Source organism: Malonomonas rubra DSM 5091 (genome assembly GCF_900142125.1).
Lineage (GTDB): Bacteria > Desulfobacterota > Desulfuromonadia > Desulfuromonadales > Geopsychrobacteraceae > Malonomonas > Malonomonas rubra.
In genome coordinates this window covers 38568-56065 of record NZ_FQZT01000010.1, presented here as the reverse complement: position 1 = coordinate 56065, position 17498 = coordinate 38568, and the positions used below count along the sequence as shown (strand labels likewise).

The 17498-nt window shown below is 47.3% G+C and carries 17 protein-coding genes; 16 read left to right on the top strand and 1 reads right to left on the bottom strand.

Annotated elements, in window-relative coordinates; translation table 11 throughout:
• Window positions 1–6 precede the first annotated feature (6 nt).
• From BUB13_RS13185 to BUB13_RS13155, 7 genes are all read left to right on the top strand, one after another.
• The gene (locus BUB13_RS13185; RefSeq protein WP_072909235.1) at window positions 7–1251 is read left to right on the top strand and encodes a carboxylate--amine ligase; all 1245 of its coding nucleotides are present in this window, start codon (window positions 7–9) and stop codon (window positions 1249–1251) included.
• 54 nt (window positions 1252–1305) lie between these two features.
• On the top strand, window positions 1306–1668 hold the full coding sequence (locus BUB13_RS13180) for a GxxExxY protein (protein WP_208610174.1): 363 nt from the start codon (window positions 1306–1308) through the stop codon (window positions 1666–1668).
• Between the two features lie 41 nt (window positions 1669–1709).
• A complete protein-coding gene (locus tag BUB13_RS13175; protein ID WP_072909233.1) occupies window positions 1710–2717 on the top strand; it encodes a polysaccharide deacetylase family protein in 1008 nt (335 codons plus the stop codon).
• 136 nt (window positions 2718–2853) lie between these two features.
• Window positions 2854–4233 carry a phenylacetate--CoA ligase family protein gene (locus tag BUB13_RS13170; protein WP_072909232.1) on the top strand — a complete coding sequence of 460 codons (1380 nt, stop codon included), beginning with the start codon at window positions 2854–2856 and terminating at the stop codon, window positions 4231–4233.
• A gap of 166 nt (window positions 4234–4399) precedes the next feature.
• Complete coding sequence (locus tag BUB13_RS13165) at window positions 4400–5176, top strand: M55 family metallopeptidase (RefSeq protein ID WP_244151880.1); 777 nt, start codon at window positions 4400–4402, stop codon at window positions 5174–5176.
• Window positions 5164–5754, top strand: coding sequence for a tetratricopeptide repeat protein (locus BUB13_RS13160; protein WP_072909230.1), 591 nt, complete (start codon window positions 5164–5166; stop codon window positions 5752–5754). Before BUB13_RS13165 ends, BUB13_RS13160 begins: the two co-directional genes overlap by 13 nt.
• A gap of 15 nt (window positions 5755–5769) precedes the next feature.
• Complete coding sequence (locus BUB13_RS13155) at window positions 5770–7179, top strand: right-handed parallel beta-helix repeat-containing protein (RefSeq protein WP_072909229.1); 1410 nt, start codon at window positions 5770–5772, stop codon at window positions 7177–7179.
• On the opposite strand, the gene BUB13_RS13150 is transcribed toward BUB13_RS13155, so the two are convergent.
• Complete coding sequence (locus BUB13_RS13150; protein WP_084092098.1) at window positions 7176–8261, bottom strand: CapA family protein; 1086 nt, start codon at window positions 8259–8261, stop codon at window positions 7176–7178. The two genes, BUB13_RS13155 and BUB13_RS13150, sit on opposite strands and share 4 nt — an antisense overlap.
• Window positions 8262–8376: 115 nt before the next feature.
• On the opposite strand from BUB13_RS13150, the gene BUB13_RS13145 reads away from it, so the two are divergent.
• The 9 genes from BUB13_RS13145 to prsK all read left to right on the top strand — a co-directional run bounded on the left by BUB13_RS13145 (window position 8377) and on the right by prsK (window position 17477).
• Entirely contained in the window at window positions 8377–9624 is a 1248-nt protein-coding gene (locus tag BUB13_RS13145; protein ID WP_084092096.1) for a TIGR03790 family protein, read from the top strand.
• 243 nt (window positions 9625–9867) lie between these two features.
• Window positions 9868–10422, top strand: coding sequence for a hypothetical protein (locus BUB13_RS13140; protein WP_072909227.1), 555 nt, complete (start codon window positions 9868–9870; stop codon window positions 10420–10422).
• 24 nt (window positions 10423–10446) lie between these two features.
• A complete protein-coding gene (locus BUB13_RS13135) occupies window positions 10447–10734 on the top strand; it encodes an HPr-rel-A system PqqD family peptide chaperone (protein ID WP_161947654.1) in 288 nt (95 codons plus the stop codon).
• Window positions 10731–11666, top strand: a complete 936-nt coding sequence (locus tag BUB13_RS13130; RefSeq protein WP_072909225.1) for an HprK-related kinase A — start codon at window positions 10731–10733, stop codon at window positions 11664–11666. The genes BUB13_RS13135 and BUB13_RS13130 overlap by 4 nt, the downstream gene beginning before the upstream one ends.
• Complete coding sequence (locus BUB13_RS13125) at window positions 11656–12738, top strand: nucleotidyltransferase domain-containing protein (RefSeq protein ID WP_208610172.1); 1083 nt, start codon at window positions 11656–11658, stop codon at window positions 12736–12738. The genes BUB13_RS13130 and BUB13_RS13125 overlap by 11 nt, the downstream gene beginning before the upstream one ends.
• 105 nt (window positions 12739–12843) lie before the next feature.
• Window positions 12844–13947, top strand: a complete 1104-nt coding sequence (wecB, locus tag BUB13_RS13120; RefSeq protein ID WP_072909224.1) for a non-hydrolyzing UDP-N-acetylglucosamine 2-epimerase — start codon at window positions 12844–12846, stop codon at window positions 13945–13947.
• A 9-nt stretch (window positions 13948–13956) separates the two neighbouring features.
• Window positions 13957–14784: an exosortase A gene (xrtA, locus tag BUB13_RS13115; RefSeq protein WP_072909223.1), complete on the top strand. Its 828-nt coding sequence runs from the start codon at window positions 13957–13959 to the stop codon at window positions 14782–14784.
• A complete protein-coding gene (locus BUB13_RS13110) occupies window positions 14781–15413 on the top strand; it encodes an exosortase C-terminal domain/associated protein EpsI (RefSeq protein WP_084092092.1) in 633 nt (210 codons plus the stop codon). Before xrtA ends, BUB13_RS13110 begins: the two co-directional genes overlap by 4 nt.
• Before the next feature lie 6 nt (window positions 15414–15419).
• The gene (gene prsK / locus BUB13_RS13105) at window positions 15420–17477 is read left to right on the top strand and encodes an XrtA/PEP-CTERM system histidine kinase PrsK (RefSeq protein ID WP_072909222.1); all 2058 of its coding nucleotides are present in this window, start codon (window positions 15420–15422) and stop codon (window positions 17475–17477) included.
• Window positions 17478–17498: the final 21 nt, after the last annotated feature.

Below are 17498 nucleotides of genomic sequence, written 5' to 3'. Positions count from 1 at the left end.
GGCGATATGAAACAAGTCAAACCAACTAATTCAAAGCTTATCCAGAAAGACCGCAGCCGCCGTGTCCTGGCAATTGTTGGGGATACCCAGGTTGGGTTGTGGGTTGTCCGTAGCCTGGCTCGCAACGGGCTAGAGGTGCATGCCATAACCAACACCATCCACGGCCAGTCGGCGCACAGTTGTTATTCTACCAGTTCATGGCTGCTGGATAATAATCCGAGCCTGCCTGGCTTTGCCGATGAAATCATCGGCCTCGCACAAAAGCTTGATGTGGGCTCAATTATGCCTGTTTCAGAAGGGTTCCATAATGGCCTGATTACACTTCGTGACTGCCTTGACGCTGCCGATATCCATCTCTTTTCTCCATCGCGCGAGTGTTTCGATAAGGCCACCGATAAGGATTACGTTCATCAGCTATGTCTTGATTTAAATATCCCGGTGGCAAAAGGGATGTGCCTGGATGAGTTGATGGAGCAGGGGCCAGAGTCAACGCTGCAATATCCTTTGGTGCTGCGCACTCGTAAGCAGAACGCTGGGTTAGGCAAAGTTCCGGTCAAAGCCGCCTATGCGCGGAATCTTGATGAGCTTTTGAACTGGCATAAGCAGTTCGAAAGTTTTGCCGATAATGTGCTGGTGCAGGAATACCACCCGGGTGCCGAGGAGCATGTGCAGATACTGATGCATGACGGCGAAATGTTCATGACCGGGGATTACATCGGTGAGCACCACATGCCGCTGGCCGGAGGAGTGACCGTGCAGCGAATCAGCTGCCATCATCAGGATGTCATCGATGATACGGTTAAGCTGCTGAAGGCTTTAAATTGGCAGGGTATCGCCGGGGTGCAGTTTCATTACGATACAGATACCGGTAAGTATATTTTTCTGGAAATCAATCCGCGCTTCAGTGGTGGCCTACCAACAGTTGTGATGGCAGGTTTTGAGGCTCCTTTTAATCTCTGGCAGAGCCATTTCGAGCCGGAGAGAATGCGCCGGACAAATTACCGCCTCGGACTGCGGACGCGCATCCTGGGTGGTGATGCCAACTGGTTTCTCGGCCAGTTGCGCCGTGATGAACTGCCGCCAGGACAGAGTCATCTGGGCAAAATTAAAGCGGCCATGACAATCCTTTGGAACTGCGGTCCCTGGACCAAAGATGATTCGTTTATGCTTGCTGATCCCAAACCTTTCTTCGTTGACTTCAAGCAGATGTTGAAAAAACTCGGGGCGCGGGGGCATGAAATCGTGAATTAGCCACGGACACACACAGACGCACACGGACAAAGTCTGGACCATGATGGGGGGATTGTGGGGATAGATGATATTACGTACCGTATCAATGGTGCGATATATGAGGTTAATAGGGTTTTAGGGCATGGCTTTTTGGAAAAGGTCTATGAAAAGGCTTTGCTGCATGAATTGAGAGAGTGTGGCTTGAAGGCTGAGTCACAGGTTCCGATACCTGTTTCTTATAAAGGTTTTTCTGTCGGAGACTATTTTGCTGATATTGTAGTTGAAGGAAAAGTCCTGCTTGAACTGAAATCGGTTAAGGTTCTTGATAAAAGTCATGAAGCCCAATTGTTGAATTATTTGAAAGCCACAAATATTCCAATTGGCTTATTGATTAATTTTACTTTTCCTAAAGCAGTCATAAAAAGATTTGTTTCTTAGTCTGTGTTCGTCCGTGTGTGTCTGTGGCAAATAGAGGTCTTATGAAACCTGGTGTTTTTATAACGTTCGATGTCGAATGTAGCATGGGAGGGGCCTGGAATGATCCGAGCCTCAAGCCGGTACCACCCCGTCTGGGAATGATGGGAGAGTACGGAAATAAGCAACTCGGCATTCCTCTGATCTGTGACATCCTTGATCGTTCGAATGTTAAAGCGACTTTCTTCACAGAACCTTTCAACGCCGAGCTCGGTTATCCCGGAGAAACTGAGCCGGTTGTCCAACACCTGATCGACTGCGGGCAGGATGTCCAGCTGCATATTCATCCGAACCATATCCACTACAGTCAATACAAGGCGGGTGAAGAGTATCAGATGACCGACCAGATGGCTGATCTGTCGGTTGAGAGACAGGCCGAAATGTTGGTCAAGGGCGCCGATCTTTTGCAAGAATGGAGTGGTCTGAGACCGATAGCGTTTCGGGCTGGAAACATGGGCGCTTCAGAGTCCACGCTAGAGGCAATGAGTCGTGCCGGCCTTTGGATCGACAGCAGTTATACCTTTCCCTATGTCGGTGGCCAGTGCCGTTTTCAGGAGACGGAACGTTATAACGGCTCGAAGTGGTACGGTGATGTGTTGGAAGTGGCGTTGTCAGCGTATCAGCAACCGGATGTTCCAGGACTTTATCCCGCTAAGCCGGTCGACCTGATGGGATCCTCTTTTGAAGAATGCCGGGATGCCGTCAAAATGATCTGCGATGCTGGTGGCGATGCGGTTGTTATTCTTCATAGCTTCAGCCTGTTCAAGGTGCGAGATAAACAGTATCGTGATGGTAGGGTGAACAGAATTGTGACTCGCCGGTTTGAGAAATTCTGCCAGTGGCTGGATGAAAACAGGGACAAATATCCAACACGGAATTTTGCTGAACTTGGTAAATTAGTAAAAGAAAATGGCTATAAGCCCGTTGCCGTACCGCCGTGCACGATTAATAAGCCTGTTAGGGCTTTGACGAGGAAATTTGTTCAAGGATTGAATAATTTTTATTGGTTTTAGCCACGGACGCACACAGACGTACACAGACAAAACCTAAAAAAAGAACTTTTATGTTTTTTGTTTTGAAGATTTTGGTTCTTTGATTTTGTCCAGCCCTTGTCCGTGTGTGTCTGTGGCAATTTAATAGAGGTTTTAAATGCTTCCATTTATCGCCAGAAATATTTTCAAACTGCAAGAGCAGCTTCTCGGTCGCAACAGCTTCTCGGTTTTATCTGAACTGCTCAGATCTGAGCGTTTGCCCCAAGAACAAATCCGTCAATTGCAGTTAGAGCGTCTTCAGTCAATCGTTCGTACAGCCTGTGATCATACGCCCTATTGGCGGCAGTTGATGGATGATAATTCGATCTCACCGGAATTTATCCAATCCTTGGATGACCTGAAGAAATTTCCATTACTCGATAAAGACATCATCCGCAGTCAGCGTGAGCAGATGGTGTGGCGCGAAGAGGGGAAGCGACTGCAGATGGTGCGCACCAGTGGGTCAACTAACGAAGCGCTGGAGTTTTATACCTCGTCAACACGGGAAGCCCAGATTAATGCTGCACGCATGCGTGGTCACGAATGGGTGGGTGTACGTCGCGGTGAAAAGGAGCTCTATTACTGGGGATCGCCGATCGAGTTGAACAAGCAGGACAAAATCAAACGCTTCCGTGACTGGTTGATTAACGATGGCCTGACCAATGGTTTTGAAGTTACCCCTGCAAGGCTAAAGGGATATTTTGAACAATGGCTGCAGTGGAAACCGAAGTGCATCTTCGGCTACCCAAGTACTTTTGTTTTGACGGTGACCATGGCTGAATCTCTGGGCATCAACCTGAAAGAGCTCAAGTCGAATGGTTTGACTGTCATCATCACAACAAGCGAAATGCTTTCTGAAGTTGATAGGCAATTGATTGCCGATGGGTTCGGTGTTCCAGTCTGTGACTCCTACGGCTTGCGTGAAGCAGGCTTGATTGGGCATGAATGTGAGCACGGAACGATGCATTGCATGGATGAGCAGCTTATTCTTGAGACGATCAATCCTGAAACACTTGAGCCTGTCGATGGGGAAGGGGAGCTGGTTGTTACCAATATCGTCGGACCTGCATTTCCGGTTATCCGCTACCGGACAGGTGATATTGTCACACTGTCGAAGGAACCATGTGCCTGTGGCAGAACCTTGTCGAGTATCAAAATTAGCGGTGGCCGGGCTGTCGAATTCGTTGTAACCAAAGAAGGAAAGTGGGTAGTCGGTTATTCGTTCATCTATATCGCCCGTTCAGTGCCGGGGATTGTAAAGTTCCAGGTTGTGCAGGATAAAATAGGTGAAGTGAGATTTCGAATTGTCGTTGATGAACGCTTCCCAGACGATGGTGAAGAGAGGGTCCGCGATCAGGCATCCAAACGTCTGGGGGGAGATGATCTGATTGAGGTAGAGATTGTAGATGACATCAAACCGGCTAAGTCGGGGAAGTATCGACCGGTCATCAGCAAGGTTGCAGAAGAGCTGTATAGCAAGAGAGATTTTACAGCATAAAAACCTGTTTATTGCCACAGACACACACGGACAAGAGCTGGACGAAGCCTCTGATTTCAAAATCTATAAACCTATATACAAGAGTGTAGTGGCTTTTAAGGGTTTAGATCATGTCTGTGTACGTCTGTGTGTGTCCGTGGCCAATGGAGGCTTAGCTTTGAAATTCATGATTGCCGTAGACTGCGATGGCCCCGCCTGTGTCGTAGGAGAACCGGGAAAAGCGTTGAGCGATTCTCGTGACATGGTTTTTGCCCGTGAACAGGCAACCCGTGAGGCGGACGCAGCGGCGAGAGCTCTTTTCGATTGCGGGGCGGAAAAGGTTATTGTCTGGGATAACCACGGCGTTGGTTCCAACCTGGTTTTCGATAAGCTTGAACCGCGTTGTGAAATAATTCTCGGTGCAGGTTTTGACAGGCGTTTTCCATTGCTGGATGAATCTTATGCCGGGGTTTTGATGATCGGCTATCATGCCATGGAAGGAACGCCGGATGCGGTACTGGCCCATACGTACAGTCCGTGGGCATACGCGGAGATCCGTGCAAATGGGCAACCAGTTGGTGAAATTGCACTGGATGCGGCAGTTGCAGGAGAACTTGAAGTGCCGTTGATCTTTGTTTCGAGCGATGACAAGGGGTGTGCAGAGGCACGACAGTTTGCGCCATGGGTTGAAACTGTGGAAACAAAAATCGCCTACGGCAGAACCTGCGCTTATAGCAAACATCCAAGCTCTGCTGAAAATGAAATTTATCAGCGGGTGACGGATTCTGTAAACAAACTTGAAAGCATGCAGGCTTTCAAGTTTGCCAAGCCGATCACAATTGAGATACGCTTTAAAAAAATCTTCAAGGCATTTAAGGCCAGAGTGAAGCGTTCTGGGTGGCGTTATTCGGGTTTCTCCTCGATTATGCGTGAACATTCAAGCATGTTGGAATGGCGATGTTAAATAAAAGCTTCATTGTTGTTATAGTTTTTTTTCTGTTGGCTCAATTTGCGCCGGTTGATGCTATTACCCGTCAGCAATATGCTCACAATCTTGCTTCGCTAGCTGAGAAAATGAGCAAGCAAGAAGGGAAAGAGTTCCTGGCTATCTCTTACATTAATGAAGCTATCAAAGCCCAACCTTCTAACCTTGGAATGTATTATAAAAGAGCAGCAATTTATAGCCGTGCAGGGCTGAATGCTGAAGCAATTAAAGATCTGAATTTGATTTTAAAAAATGATCCTTTAGGAAAAAAATTTCCCTCAACTCTAAAATACCGTGCTGAATGCTTTGCTGCATTAGGTTCTTATCAAAAAGCTCTTTCTGACTACCAAACTTTTCTCAGAAAAGCGCCTAAAAGTGGAAAGGTTTGGTATTACTATGCTGAATTGCTTTGGTTTGTTGGAGATCGTGAAAAAGCTTTGCAAGCAATCAATAGCGGATTGCGGACTGGTTCTCATTGGGAAAAAAAGATGAGGAGCCTTCAGACAAAGATCCTTGATAATAAAAAAGTAAAGCTCCATAAACCATTTTCAAACTGATTTTTTGGGGGAGGTATGAAAACCATAAAAATGGTTATGGTTTTAGTGGCTTTGTCTGGATTCTTGTCTTTCTCAGAAGCAGAAGTTGTAACCTTCGAAAAAGAACAATACGGAACGCACGTTTATGTTTCTGGCAGTGCAGAACTAAACGAGGTGCTCAGAAATATTCGTCCCGGGACAACGGTTATCATTCCAGCAGGAAATTATAATCGTGGTTTTGCTTTCCGGAATGTTAATGGTCTTCCTGATGCCCCTATCGTTATCGAAGGCTCCGACCCAGACAACCCACCAATTTTTGAAGGCCGCGGAGAAGGTCTCAAAGTCAGCAATTCCTCTTATATCAAATTCAAAAATATAACTTTTAAAGGTTTTACGACGAACGGTATCAATATCGATGATGGCGGTAAAATTGGCCAGCCTTCTCACCATATCATTCTGGACAATATCACCGTTCTTGATACTGGCCCTAAAGGCAACAACGATGCCTTGAAAATGTCCGGAGTTGACCACTTTATTATTCGCAATAGTCACTTCGAGGGCTGGGGAGGCGCTGCGATTGACATGGTCGGATGCCATCATGGTGTCATTGAAAATTCGACAATTGTCGGTAAGGAAGGCTACCGAACTGCTGTCGGGGCTCAGATGAAAGGCGGTTCCCGTTTAATCCTGTTGCAGAATAATTATTTTGAAAACGCAGGAACGCGAATGGTCCAGATTGGTGGCTCAACAGGGTTGAAATATTTCCGACCTGCGGAAACGGCTTACGAAGCTGATAGTATCCAGGTGAAAGGCAATGTTTTTGTTGGTGGGGAAGCTCAACTCTCCTGGGTGACTACACAGAACAGCTTGGTTTCGCATAACCTTTTCATTCGTCCGCAAAAATGGCTGGGTCGAATCCTGCAGGAAACTGAAAACCCGCGATTCGCCCCGAGCCAGACCGGAATCTTTGAAAACAATCTGGTTGTGCTTGGTGACAAAAAACGCAATTTCATCAATGTCGGGCGAGGAACTCTGCCGCAAAGCTTTGTTTTTCAGAAGAACGTATGGGATGCCTCCGAAAAAGACGTCGAAAAAAGCTTGCCCGTGAGAGAGAACCATGGGGGCTACAAATTTCAATTCCAGATTGAAGATGACCATTCGGGCCGATTATCGGTGACAAACGATGACCCGCGTATTGAGCAGGTTGGACCTGCTGCCTACAAACCATGGTCAGCGACTGTCGAATTTGCAGATATCGATTTGCTGCCGATTCTTCCCGTGACATCTTCGCTTGGATCAGTAGCTCTTGTCGATGACCGTTGGCTGGCAGTTATTGCGACTGTTTCTGCTGGTGCCTTGGGGGTTGGTGCATTGGGTTGGGTGATGATTCGTCCGCATGTGGCAAGAAATCGTAAACGGCGCAGAAGGAAAAGAGACAAAAACTAAATTTTCCCTGTAAGAAGCTTGATGGCTTTAATCAGGTGCTGAGGCCTGATCCGTTTCACCTCGTGCCACTGAAGCTTGTTGATGATTGGGAGAAGTTTTCTGACGCGAAACTTTTCCCTGCGATAATGCTTTTCCAGCGTTTTCCTCTGCAGGGAATTATAAGCCCGTTCCAGGTAGTATTTGCCTTCTTTTGAGCGGTCAATCTGGATAAGTTCACCATCATCATAGATGGCAAGCTGTTCCAGTTTTTGCACTCCTTCCTGATCAAACTCACAGATTATAAGCGCACTTGTTCTTTCAAAACGATTCCAGGTCAGAACATCGCCACTTTCCCAATACACATCACTGGCCATGAAATTACCAAGAGAATAGACGACGGGGCAATCGTTGTAATATTCAAGCCCTTGGATGACATGAGGATGATGACCGAAAATCATCGTTGCGCCGGCATCAATAAAGGCTTTTGCTTCTTCCCTTTGCTGGGGGGAAGGAAAGCGAAAACGCTCATCCCCCCAATGTGGCGAAATGACAATCTGGTCGACCTGTTTTTTAAGTTCACTTATCTGCTGACACAGGCGGTCTTTATTAAGCAACGCGACACCGCTGGTCTCTTCTGAGGCAAAGCGGTACATACCACTTGATTTGTCAACGACAGAGACGAACGCAGTGCGAATGCCGTTTTTGTTGATGATGATCGGCTTTTCTGCCTCTTCGAGATTTATCCCGGCGCCGAAATATGGCAAGCCAAGCTCTCGCAGCAGTCGAATGGTCTTCTGGAAACCTTCGTCCGTGCCGTCAAAGCAGTGGTTGTTGCCAAGGTTGACAAGTGTGATCCCGGTATTTTTCAAGCTGAGTATTTGTTCTTCTGTTGCAAAGACACGGGGTTCAGTTGCGACTTTTTTGTCGCTGGGGCTTGTGCATTCAAGGTTTGCCAGGACAATGTCGGCTGATTTGAATAACTCCCTGATTTCAGCAGAGAGTGACTCAAGTCCGCGTTGCTGGGGTTCCCCCGGCTTGATTGTCATCATCAGGTCGCCGATAGCGATCAGTCTTAGTGTTTTTGAATTTGTCGTGTCTGGCACAGAAGAAATCCATCTGGGGTGAGGGAATATGTTGTAAAGGTTAGACCCTGATAGCACTGTCAGTTAAGATATCTATTATGCCGTTATTTTTCAATCTTATCCGTTCGGTGTCCTGATGAAGCTTATATGCAGCGTTTTGATTTCGTGGTCTTTTCTTTTCTTTTCTCCCCCCAGTTTTGCGTTGCAACCAGGCGAAATTGTTGTTGTGGCGAATGGTCTCTATCACGACAGCGTTGATCTTGCCCGTTATTACATGAAAGCGCGGAACATCCCGAAAAAAAACCTTTTAAAAATTGCTACGACGGATCGCATTTTTATTGATCGTGATCGATACAATTCTGAAATAGCCAAACCTGTTCGCAAATTTTTGCAAAAAAGGATGCGTGATAAAGAGATCAAGTGTCTTGTAACGGTTCGTGGAATACCGTTGCGTATTGACCCGCCACGTCTTTCTTCTGCAGAAAAAAAGAAGCTTGAAGAACTGCAGGGCCAAAGGAAAGCCATATCGGAACAGCTGAAAGCTTTGGATAAGCAGGAAACAGAGAAACAGAAAAGCCTGAAATCTCAGCAGTCTGTACTGGATGCTGAAATTAAAAGAATAAAGAAAAAAGATTATCGAGCGGCGGTTGATTCTGAATTAACTTTGGTTTTGGTTGATGAATATCCTTTGAAGGGCTGGACAGCGAACCCATTTTTTGTCGGCTATAAAAATCGCCAGCTGGACATAAGCAAAAACGAAGTTCTTTTTGTCTCGCGGCTTGATGCTCCTACGGTCGATATCGTCAAACGCGTAATCGATGACAGTCTCGCCGTTGAAAAGGAAGGCTTGCAGGGGAAGGCTTATATTGATGCTCGCTGGAAAAAGCCTCAACCCGGAAAGAGTTTAAAGGGATACGCTTTTTATGATAACTCACTTCATTTGACGGCTGATTTTATAAAAAGTAAGAAGCTGATGCCGGTTGTCCTTGATGATCAGCAGAGATTATTTCAGGCAGGTGAAGCGAAAGACGCAGCGCTTTATTCTGGCTGGTACAGTCATCATCAATATGTGGATGCTTTTCAGTGGCGCAAAGGGGCGGTTGGCTATCACATTGCCAGCAGTGAATGCAGTACCTTGCGAACCGGGAAAAGTCAGGTCTGGTGCAAGCGCATGCTGGAAGAAGGGGTGGCCGCCACCATTGGACCTGTAGGCGAGCCTTATGTGCAGGCATTTCCCGTACCTGAAGTGTTTTTTCGCGTATTGGCAGATGGCTATTACAGCCTGGCAGAAGCATATTTCCTGAGCGTGCCATTTTTGTCCTGGCAGATGATTTTAGTAGGAGACCCTCTTTACACGCCTTTTGCGAATAGGCTTGTAAATTAAGGCAGTTAATAGAGGTGATTGAGGTGTCGATTTTTTTTACAGCTATATGGTTGGCTGTTTCTTATTAGCAAGAGTCCTAGACCCTTTTTAGGGAAATCAATGGGTTGCACTTGATGTGCTGTGTTGAAAATGTACGGCATGAAATTTGCGTCTACAAGCACTGTACTGTAGCTTATTCTTGCTATATACTTTTAAATATACAGCAAATATCCGAACAGGCTCTATAAGGCCAAGGGATTTGAGATGGAAGAGAATAAAGAAATTCGCGAAGAGATTGAGGCTGGTTCTGATCGTCGTACCTTTATGAAAAAAGGTGCTGTTGTTTCGGTGCCACTTGTTTTGTCTGCCTTCAGTCGACCGGTTTTGGCTGAACGCTGCGGTTTGTCTGGACTGACATCCGGGAACCTGTCTGGGCACGAGGATGATCAATGTGTCCTCGGTTTAAGCCCTGGTGCCTGGAAAAACAGAATGGCAGGGAAAAACGATAAGGAAGTCTTGTGGCCAGCTCCTTTCACCTTATCCACCCCGTATCATGATGCAACATATGGTTTTGCTGGAAACTTATTCGGCGATGCCAGCATGTATGAGGTTTTGTTTTTAACTGATTATTCTGTCTATCCGCCTGGCGCACATTTCGTCGCAGCTCTGCTCAATGCCTATTATTTTGATGACTACGTGTTGTCTGTGGCAGATGTTCATCAACTTTGGGGTGAATATCTGCTCAGTGATTACACTACCCTCGATGAGCTTGGTGGCTTCATAGATTTCAATAGCTTCCTAGATACAACCTGGACCTGAATGCTTTTTTGAGTTGTGACTGGTTTGCAGAGCTTCCCTTCAAAATGGAAAATTTGTGAAGGTTTAAGATTGGTTTGGCGGCAGTGGGGAGATGAGTTTGTTGTCTATCATTCCGGCTCAGCTGATGTGCACCTTTTATCGCCTGTTGTTGTCAGTATTCTTCGCAAATTACAGGCCGGTCCCAATACGCTAAATCATCTTGCCTCTGAACTGGCCATCGCCAATGGTCCCAAGCAAACTGAAGAGGCTGATGTTAAAGAAATTATTCGTTTATTGAATAACCTTTGCCTGGTAGAACCCTGCTCTTCGTGAAAATCTCTTCCTACTCATTACCCCAGTTGAAAAAACTGCTTAATACCGAAGGCCTTTGTCTCCGTACAGGCTCTTTTGTCAGCCGTATCCGATCGAGTCTACCCTTTGTTGCCGATGGGATTGCTTCAATGTACGCGGATTATTCCGTTGAACCGGAAAGCGATTTCTTCGATTTTCACATTTCACTTGAAAAACCGATGGGAGTCCGTCGTTGGGTTCGGCCTCAGGTTCAGTTCTATGTCGATCGGCTCACACCATTTAAACCGCTTCCTCTCGATCAAGCGTTTCCCATGTTGGAGTGGGGGCTCAACTGGTGTGTATCAACACGAATAAACAATCAACTTACCATTCATGCTGCTGTTGTTGAAAAAAATGGCTATGCTTTGATTCTGCCGGGTGACCCCGGGTCTGGAAAAAGCACTCTCTGTGCAGCACTTGTCAATTCGGGCTGGCGGCTTCTGTCTGATGAACTGACAATGGTTTCTCTGGCCGATGGGCGGATTTTTCCACTTCCCCGTCCTGTCAGTTTGAAAAACGAATCGATAAAAGTCATTCAACGGTTCAGCCCGGATGCGGTCATAAGTCGTATTTCTCACGATACGTCGAAGGGTTCGGTTGCCCATATGCGTGTACCGACTGAACATGTTGATCGTTCTACAGAAACCGCAATCCCTGGCTGGGTGGTTTTCCCGAAATATATTGCGGGCTCACCTTTGACGCTGGAACCGCTTTCGAAAGGGCAGGCCTGTATCAGGTTGATAGAGAACAGCTTCAATTACAGCATCCTGAGTGAGAAGGGGTTTGAGGCTGTCACAAAGGTGATAGATAGTTCTGATTGCTTCGATTTCAGCTACAGCGTTCTGGATGATGCCATTTCAGAATTCGATGATCTTGCCGCACTCAAGTCTGGGGAATCTCAGAATGCCACATAACGCCCCGATGCTGGTTCAGTTTTTTCGCAACCCGGAAACTGTTTCTGTATTCAAGCGCGGGGACTGGGATCTTTTGCTGCGCCAGGCTCAGGGGGCCGATGTTCTGCCTCGGCTTTCTTTTTTGTTGCGTGAAAAAGATCTTCTCGGTTCTGCTCCCGAACAGGTCATGGTGCATCTCGATTCAGCACGTAATCTGTCTGAGGGTTATGAACGGTCGGTAAAATGGGAAGTGAATCGCATTTGCCATGCACTAAGGGGAAGGGATGTACCTGTTATCTTGCTGAAGGGGGCAGCTTATATGCTGGCAGAGATGCCTTTTGCAAGAGGACGTGTTTTTTCCGATATCGACCTGCTGGTGGAAAGACAGAAGCTTGATACCGCAGAGCGCGCTTTGTTCCTTAATGGTTGGCTGTCGTCCCATCTGGACGAGTACGATCAACGTTATTACCGTCAGTGGATGCATGAACTGCCGCCGCTGAAGCATATGAAGCGGCGTTCCGTGCTTGATGTGCACCACACGATACTTCCTTTGACTGCAAGCTTGAAGCCTGACAGCAGCAAGCTTTTCGCAGACATTGTTCCCTTGCAGGACAACCCGTACATATTCACGCTGTCTCCCATCGACATGGTCCTGCACAGTGCCACCCACTTGTTCCACGAGGGAGAATTCGAGCACGGGTTCCGAGGCTTGCTCGATCTGGATGGATTGCTGCGCCAGTTTTCAGCAGAAATCGATGATTTCTGGACAGTACTGATTGGTCGTGCTGCGGAACTGGATCTGAACAAACCTCTTTATTATGCTCTCAGGTATAGTCATAAGATTCTGCTAACTCCAATTCCTTCAGGCAGCATCGAAAAAATTGGTGATGGGGTTCCGAAAGGACTGACAGCTAAATTGATGGATGCGTTGTTTATGCGTGCACTGCAGCCCTATCATTACAGCTGCGACAAGTTTGGGGCTTCTCTGGCACGCTGGCTTTTGTTCGTGCGTTCTCACTACCTGCGTATGCCTTTTTACCTTCTCATTCCGCATTTATTAAAAAAGGCGATGAAGCCGAAAAAACAGCTATAGTCACTAGTTGCTGTAACGACTCTTTATAAACAGGCTTGTTTCATTTGTCTCAGGCACATAAAATCACTGAATAGTTATTTATAAATTTTCTTGCTGGAGGGTCTCTTGAAAATCATCAACATCGTCGGTGCACGTCCTAACTTTATGAAAATGGCTCCGATCATCGAAGCCATGAACAAATATCCGGAACAAATCGAACACCTGCTGGTGCATACAGGTCAACATTACGACGAGAAGATGAGTAAATCCTTCTTCGATGATTTGGGGATGCCGAAGCCGGACATAAATCTTGAAGTCGGCTCCGGTAGTCATGCCGAGCAGACAGCCAAAATCATGGTTGAGTTCGAAAAGGTCTGTCTACAAGAAAAACCGGATCTGGTGATTGTGGTCGGCGACGTTAACTCGACTATGGCCTGTACTATTACGGCGAAAAAGCTTGGCATCAAAGTCGCCCATGTCGAGGCGGGTTTGCGTTCGCGTGATATGTCGATGCCAGAGGAAATCAATCGTCTCTGTACAGATGTCCTTTGTGATTACCTGTTCACGACCGATCATTTTGCCGATGAGAACCTGGCAGCCGAAGGCGTATCCAAGGAGAAGATCTTTTTCGTCGGCAATGTCATGATCGATACTCTGCTGAAACATAAGCAAATGGCAGCGAAGTCTGCTTTCGGTGAAAAGCTAGGCTTGCAACCAGGCAGATACGCAACGCTGACAATGCACCGTCCTGGTAATGTCGATAATAAAGATGTTTTTGAGGGAATACTTGAAGCTTTACATGAGATTTCACAAGAGGTGCCGATTGTTTTTCCGATTCACCCGCGAACTCGAAAAATGGCAGACCAGTTCGGTCTTTCTCACTATTTTAAGAGCGGAGACGAGATTAAGGGGATCTGGATTACCGAGCCGCTCGGCTATCTTGAATTTCTCAATCTGAACATGAATGCCAAGCTGGTCCTGACCGATAGCGGGGGGCTGCAGGAGGAAACCACGGTGCTCGGTGTGCCCTGTGTGACCATGCGCCCGAATACGGAGCGACCGATCACCTGTGAAGTTGGCTCAAACATCATGGTTGGCAACGATAAAAATAAGATATTACAGGAGGCGTTTAAAATTCTCAGCGGTGAAGCCCCAAAGGGCAGGTCACCTGAAAAATGGGATGGTAAGTCGGCGGAGAGAATTGTTGATGTCCTGCTGAATCTGTTTTAAGGGTCGATAATGCTGCTTTCAAAAAATCAAATCGGTTTATTCTCTGTTGTCGCCGTGCTACTTGCGGTCGTCTACGCAGATGTTTTCCAGGGGCTCTACTACGACTGGTCGAACGACGAGAACTATTCGCACGGTTTTCTGGTGCCAGTCATTTCGGCCTATTTTGCCTGGCAGGTCCGGGATCAGTTGCTGAATGATCTCATCAAGCCGATGAACAGCGGATTGCTGTTGGTTGCTTTTGCCTTGCTGGTTCTTTTTGCTGGAGTCTCGGCACAGGTTGATTTTGCCCTACGGACTTCCTTCGTTTTTCTGCTTTGTGGAATGGTCCTGTTTCTTTTTGGCTGGCAATGGTTCAAGACGTTGTCGTTGCCGCTCGGCTTTCTTTTTTTCATGATTCCGCTGCCTTATATTGTTTATGATTCTCTGGCGTTTCCGCTGAAACTTTTCGTTGCCAAGTTTTCCGTTATCATTCTGAAGTTGATGGGGGTCATCGTCTTACGGGAAGGGAACATCATCATGTTTCCCGAAACCGTGCTCGAGGTTGCGGATGCCTGTAGCGGCTTGCGTTCGTTGATGTCACTTCTGGCGCTAGGTGTGGCTTTGGCCTTTTTTACGCAGGATAAGCCAGTGTGGCGTGTGGTGTTGATTCTGCTGACCGTTCCCATTGCAATTCTCACCAATATGTTGCGTGTCATTGGAACTGGCTACCTGGCTCAATATTATGGTGCTGCAGCTGCGGAAGGGTTCTTTCACGAGTTCGCTGGCATGGGTGTTTTCTTGCTGGCGATGGTACTACTGTTCATCAGTAGTGGTGTTTTGCGGAAGGTGTCGTCATGATTAAAACCTGGAGATTTCTTCTGCTTTATGCCGTGCTGGCTTTGGCTGCAGCTTATGTTTATGCACGATCTGAGGTGGCAGTCCCGGTAAATCAGCCTCTCGATCTTTTCCCGCAAAAAGTCGGAGCCTGGCAGATGACCGGGCAAGCCCGGTTCGATGAACGAACTTTGGAGGTTTTAAGACCGGCCGATTATCTTTCAAGATCTTACCGCAACACTGACGGTGAACAGGTGTCGCTTTATATCGGCTATCATGATGGTGGTCCAGATAGCGGTGCAATTCATTCCCCGCGCCAGTGTTTACCGGGGAGTGGCTGGAACCGCTTGGACAGCCGTGTCGCGGAAGTTAAAATCGCTGGGGAGACCGTTCCCTATGTTCAGGCGATCTACCAGAAGGATGCGGAGAAACAGCTGTTCCTTTACTGGTTTCAGTTACGGGACGCTATCGTCACTGATGAATACAGGATGAAAATCGAGCAAGTGAAAAACTCCATCATTGCCAATCGTCGAGATTCTTCTTTTATCCGTCTTTCTGTCATGGCAACCGACAGGGTGGATAAAGCAATAGCGGTCGGTGAGAAGTTTATCCACGATTTCTATCCAGCAATAACCTCAGCCCTGCCTCGCTAACAGCATATGAATACAGCAGCATTTTCAATAATTTCTGTCGCTGCTGCCGTTTTGTGTAGCCTGTTTTTGCTTGCTCGCTCTTTTACCCGCGAAAACTCTCTGCTCGCGCTGCTGTTGCTTCTTTCCGCTGCGCTCTGCGGTCTGGATACCTACGTCCTGCTTTACCCGGAGCAGTTTCTGCTGAAAGCCTGGGTGCAGAAACTGGAATCGCTCCTGCCGCTGGTTGCGCTTGGCTGCTCGGCTTTTTATTGCCGTCCGGCAAAAATTTCAAGTCTGTCCAAGACGTCACGACTGTTGCTGCCAACAGCTTTTGTTTTTTTAGGCCTTGGCCTGAGCCAGGAGCTTAATGCTTTTTATTTTTCTCCGGATTTTGGTGAAGAAACCCTGCTGTTTCTCAGCAATATCGGTTTTGTTTTTTACCTGATGCTGATGACATTCCTGGTGCTGTCGATGGTGCAGATCGAGCGCACGTTTTCGGCGTTGTCACAGTTTGAGCGCTGGCACGTTAAATACGAGATCATCGGTCTCTGCGTGTTGCTCGGCATTTCCGTCGTTTATTACAGCCAGAGCCTGCTCTATCGATCTCTCGAGATGTCGATGACAGGTGCCCGTTCTTTTGCCCTGCTGGTTGCTGTTGCACTGATCTTCTATTCTCGTTTCTTCCGTCGTCAGGCCGGTAAAATCACGATTTCCCGAACGGCTGCATATCGTTCCCTGATCCTGTTTGTCGTTGGGGCCTACCTGATCGGACTTGGTCTGGTTGGGGAAGGGATGCGTTACCTCGATCTGCCGGCTCAGCGCAATATCCTGCTGGTCATCGCGATTGTCTGTGCGGTTTTGGTTTCTGTGCTGTTGATGTCGGAAACGTTGCGTCGCAAAATAAAAGTCCATCTGCACAAAAACTTTTATCAGAGTAAATACGATTATCGACAGCAGTGGACCGATTTTACTGCCAGGTTGAGTGGGGCCAATTCGTTAGGGGAACTGCAGCAGACGATACTGATCAGCTTCTGCGAAATTTTCGCTTGTAACGGAGGTGCCTTTTATCTGCTCGACAGTGAGACAGGTGAATACAGTTACAGTCATCATTTCGAATTTCGTCGTGACTGGCGCAGCTTCAAGGCCGATGACCCCTTGATTCTACAACTGTCTGAGAAAGACTGGGTACTGGACTTAAGACAGGCGAACGATGAACTCGAAGACGCCCTGATCAGCTCGCTTTCCGAAGCTGGTGCGTCTCTTGTTGTGCCACTTTTTTTCGACAATGAATTGACCGGTTTCATCGTCCTGACCGGTAAAATCAATGCAGCCGAAAACTACACGTATGAAGATTATGATCTGATGCGGATGTTGGCCCGGCAGTCGATCGCTGCGGTCCAGGGTCTGCGTTTGTCGGAACAATTAACTGTGGCGCGCGAACTGGCGGCCATCGGTAAGGTATCGACCTTTGTGTTGCACGATTTAAAGAACCAGGTTTCCGGTCTGTCTCTGATGCTGGATAATGCCAGGAACTATATAGAAGACCCGGAATTTCAGCAGGACATGTTGGAAACGGTCGATAATACCGTTAATAACATGAAAGGGCTGATCGCCCGCCTGAAGAACCTCAAGGAAAAGCCTCAACTGCTGGTGGCCCCCGTGGAGTTAGGAAAAGTTATTGAGGACGCAGTCAATACCGCGACCGGTGAGATTGAGATAAGTGGCGAGTCGGTCCAGATTGATGCCGACGAGGAAGAGATCTATAAAGTCATATTAAATTTGTTGCTTAATGCAGTTGAAGCAAGCAAGAATAACTCTGCCGTCCAGGTTAGATACGGTGTTAAGCAAAATTCAGCGTTTGTCGAAGTCCAAGATAGCGGTTGTGGCATGAGTGATGATTTTATCCAGAATCGCTTGTTCAAGCCGTTTGAAACGACAAAGAAACACGGCTTCGGAATCGGCCTGTATCAATGCAAGCAGATTATGGAATCTCATAACGGTCGCATTGATGTCGAAAGCTGTGAAGGTGAAGGGACGACCTTCCGGCTGCTATTGCCGCGGGCTCTTGGAATTGCCACTGAATAAATGAAAATCCAACCTCTTTTT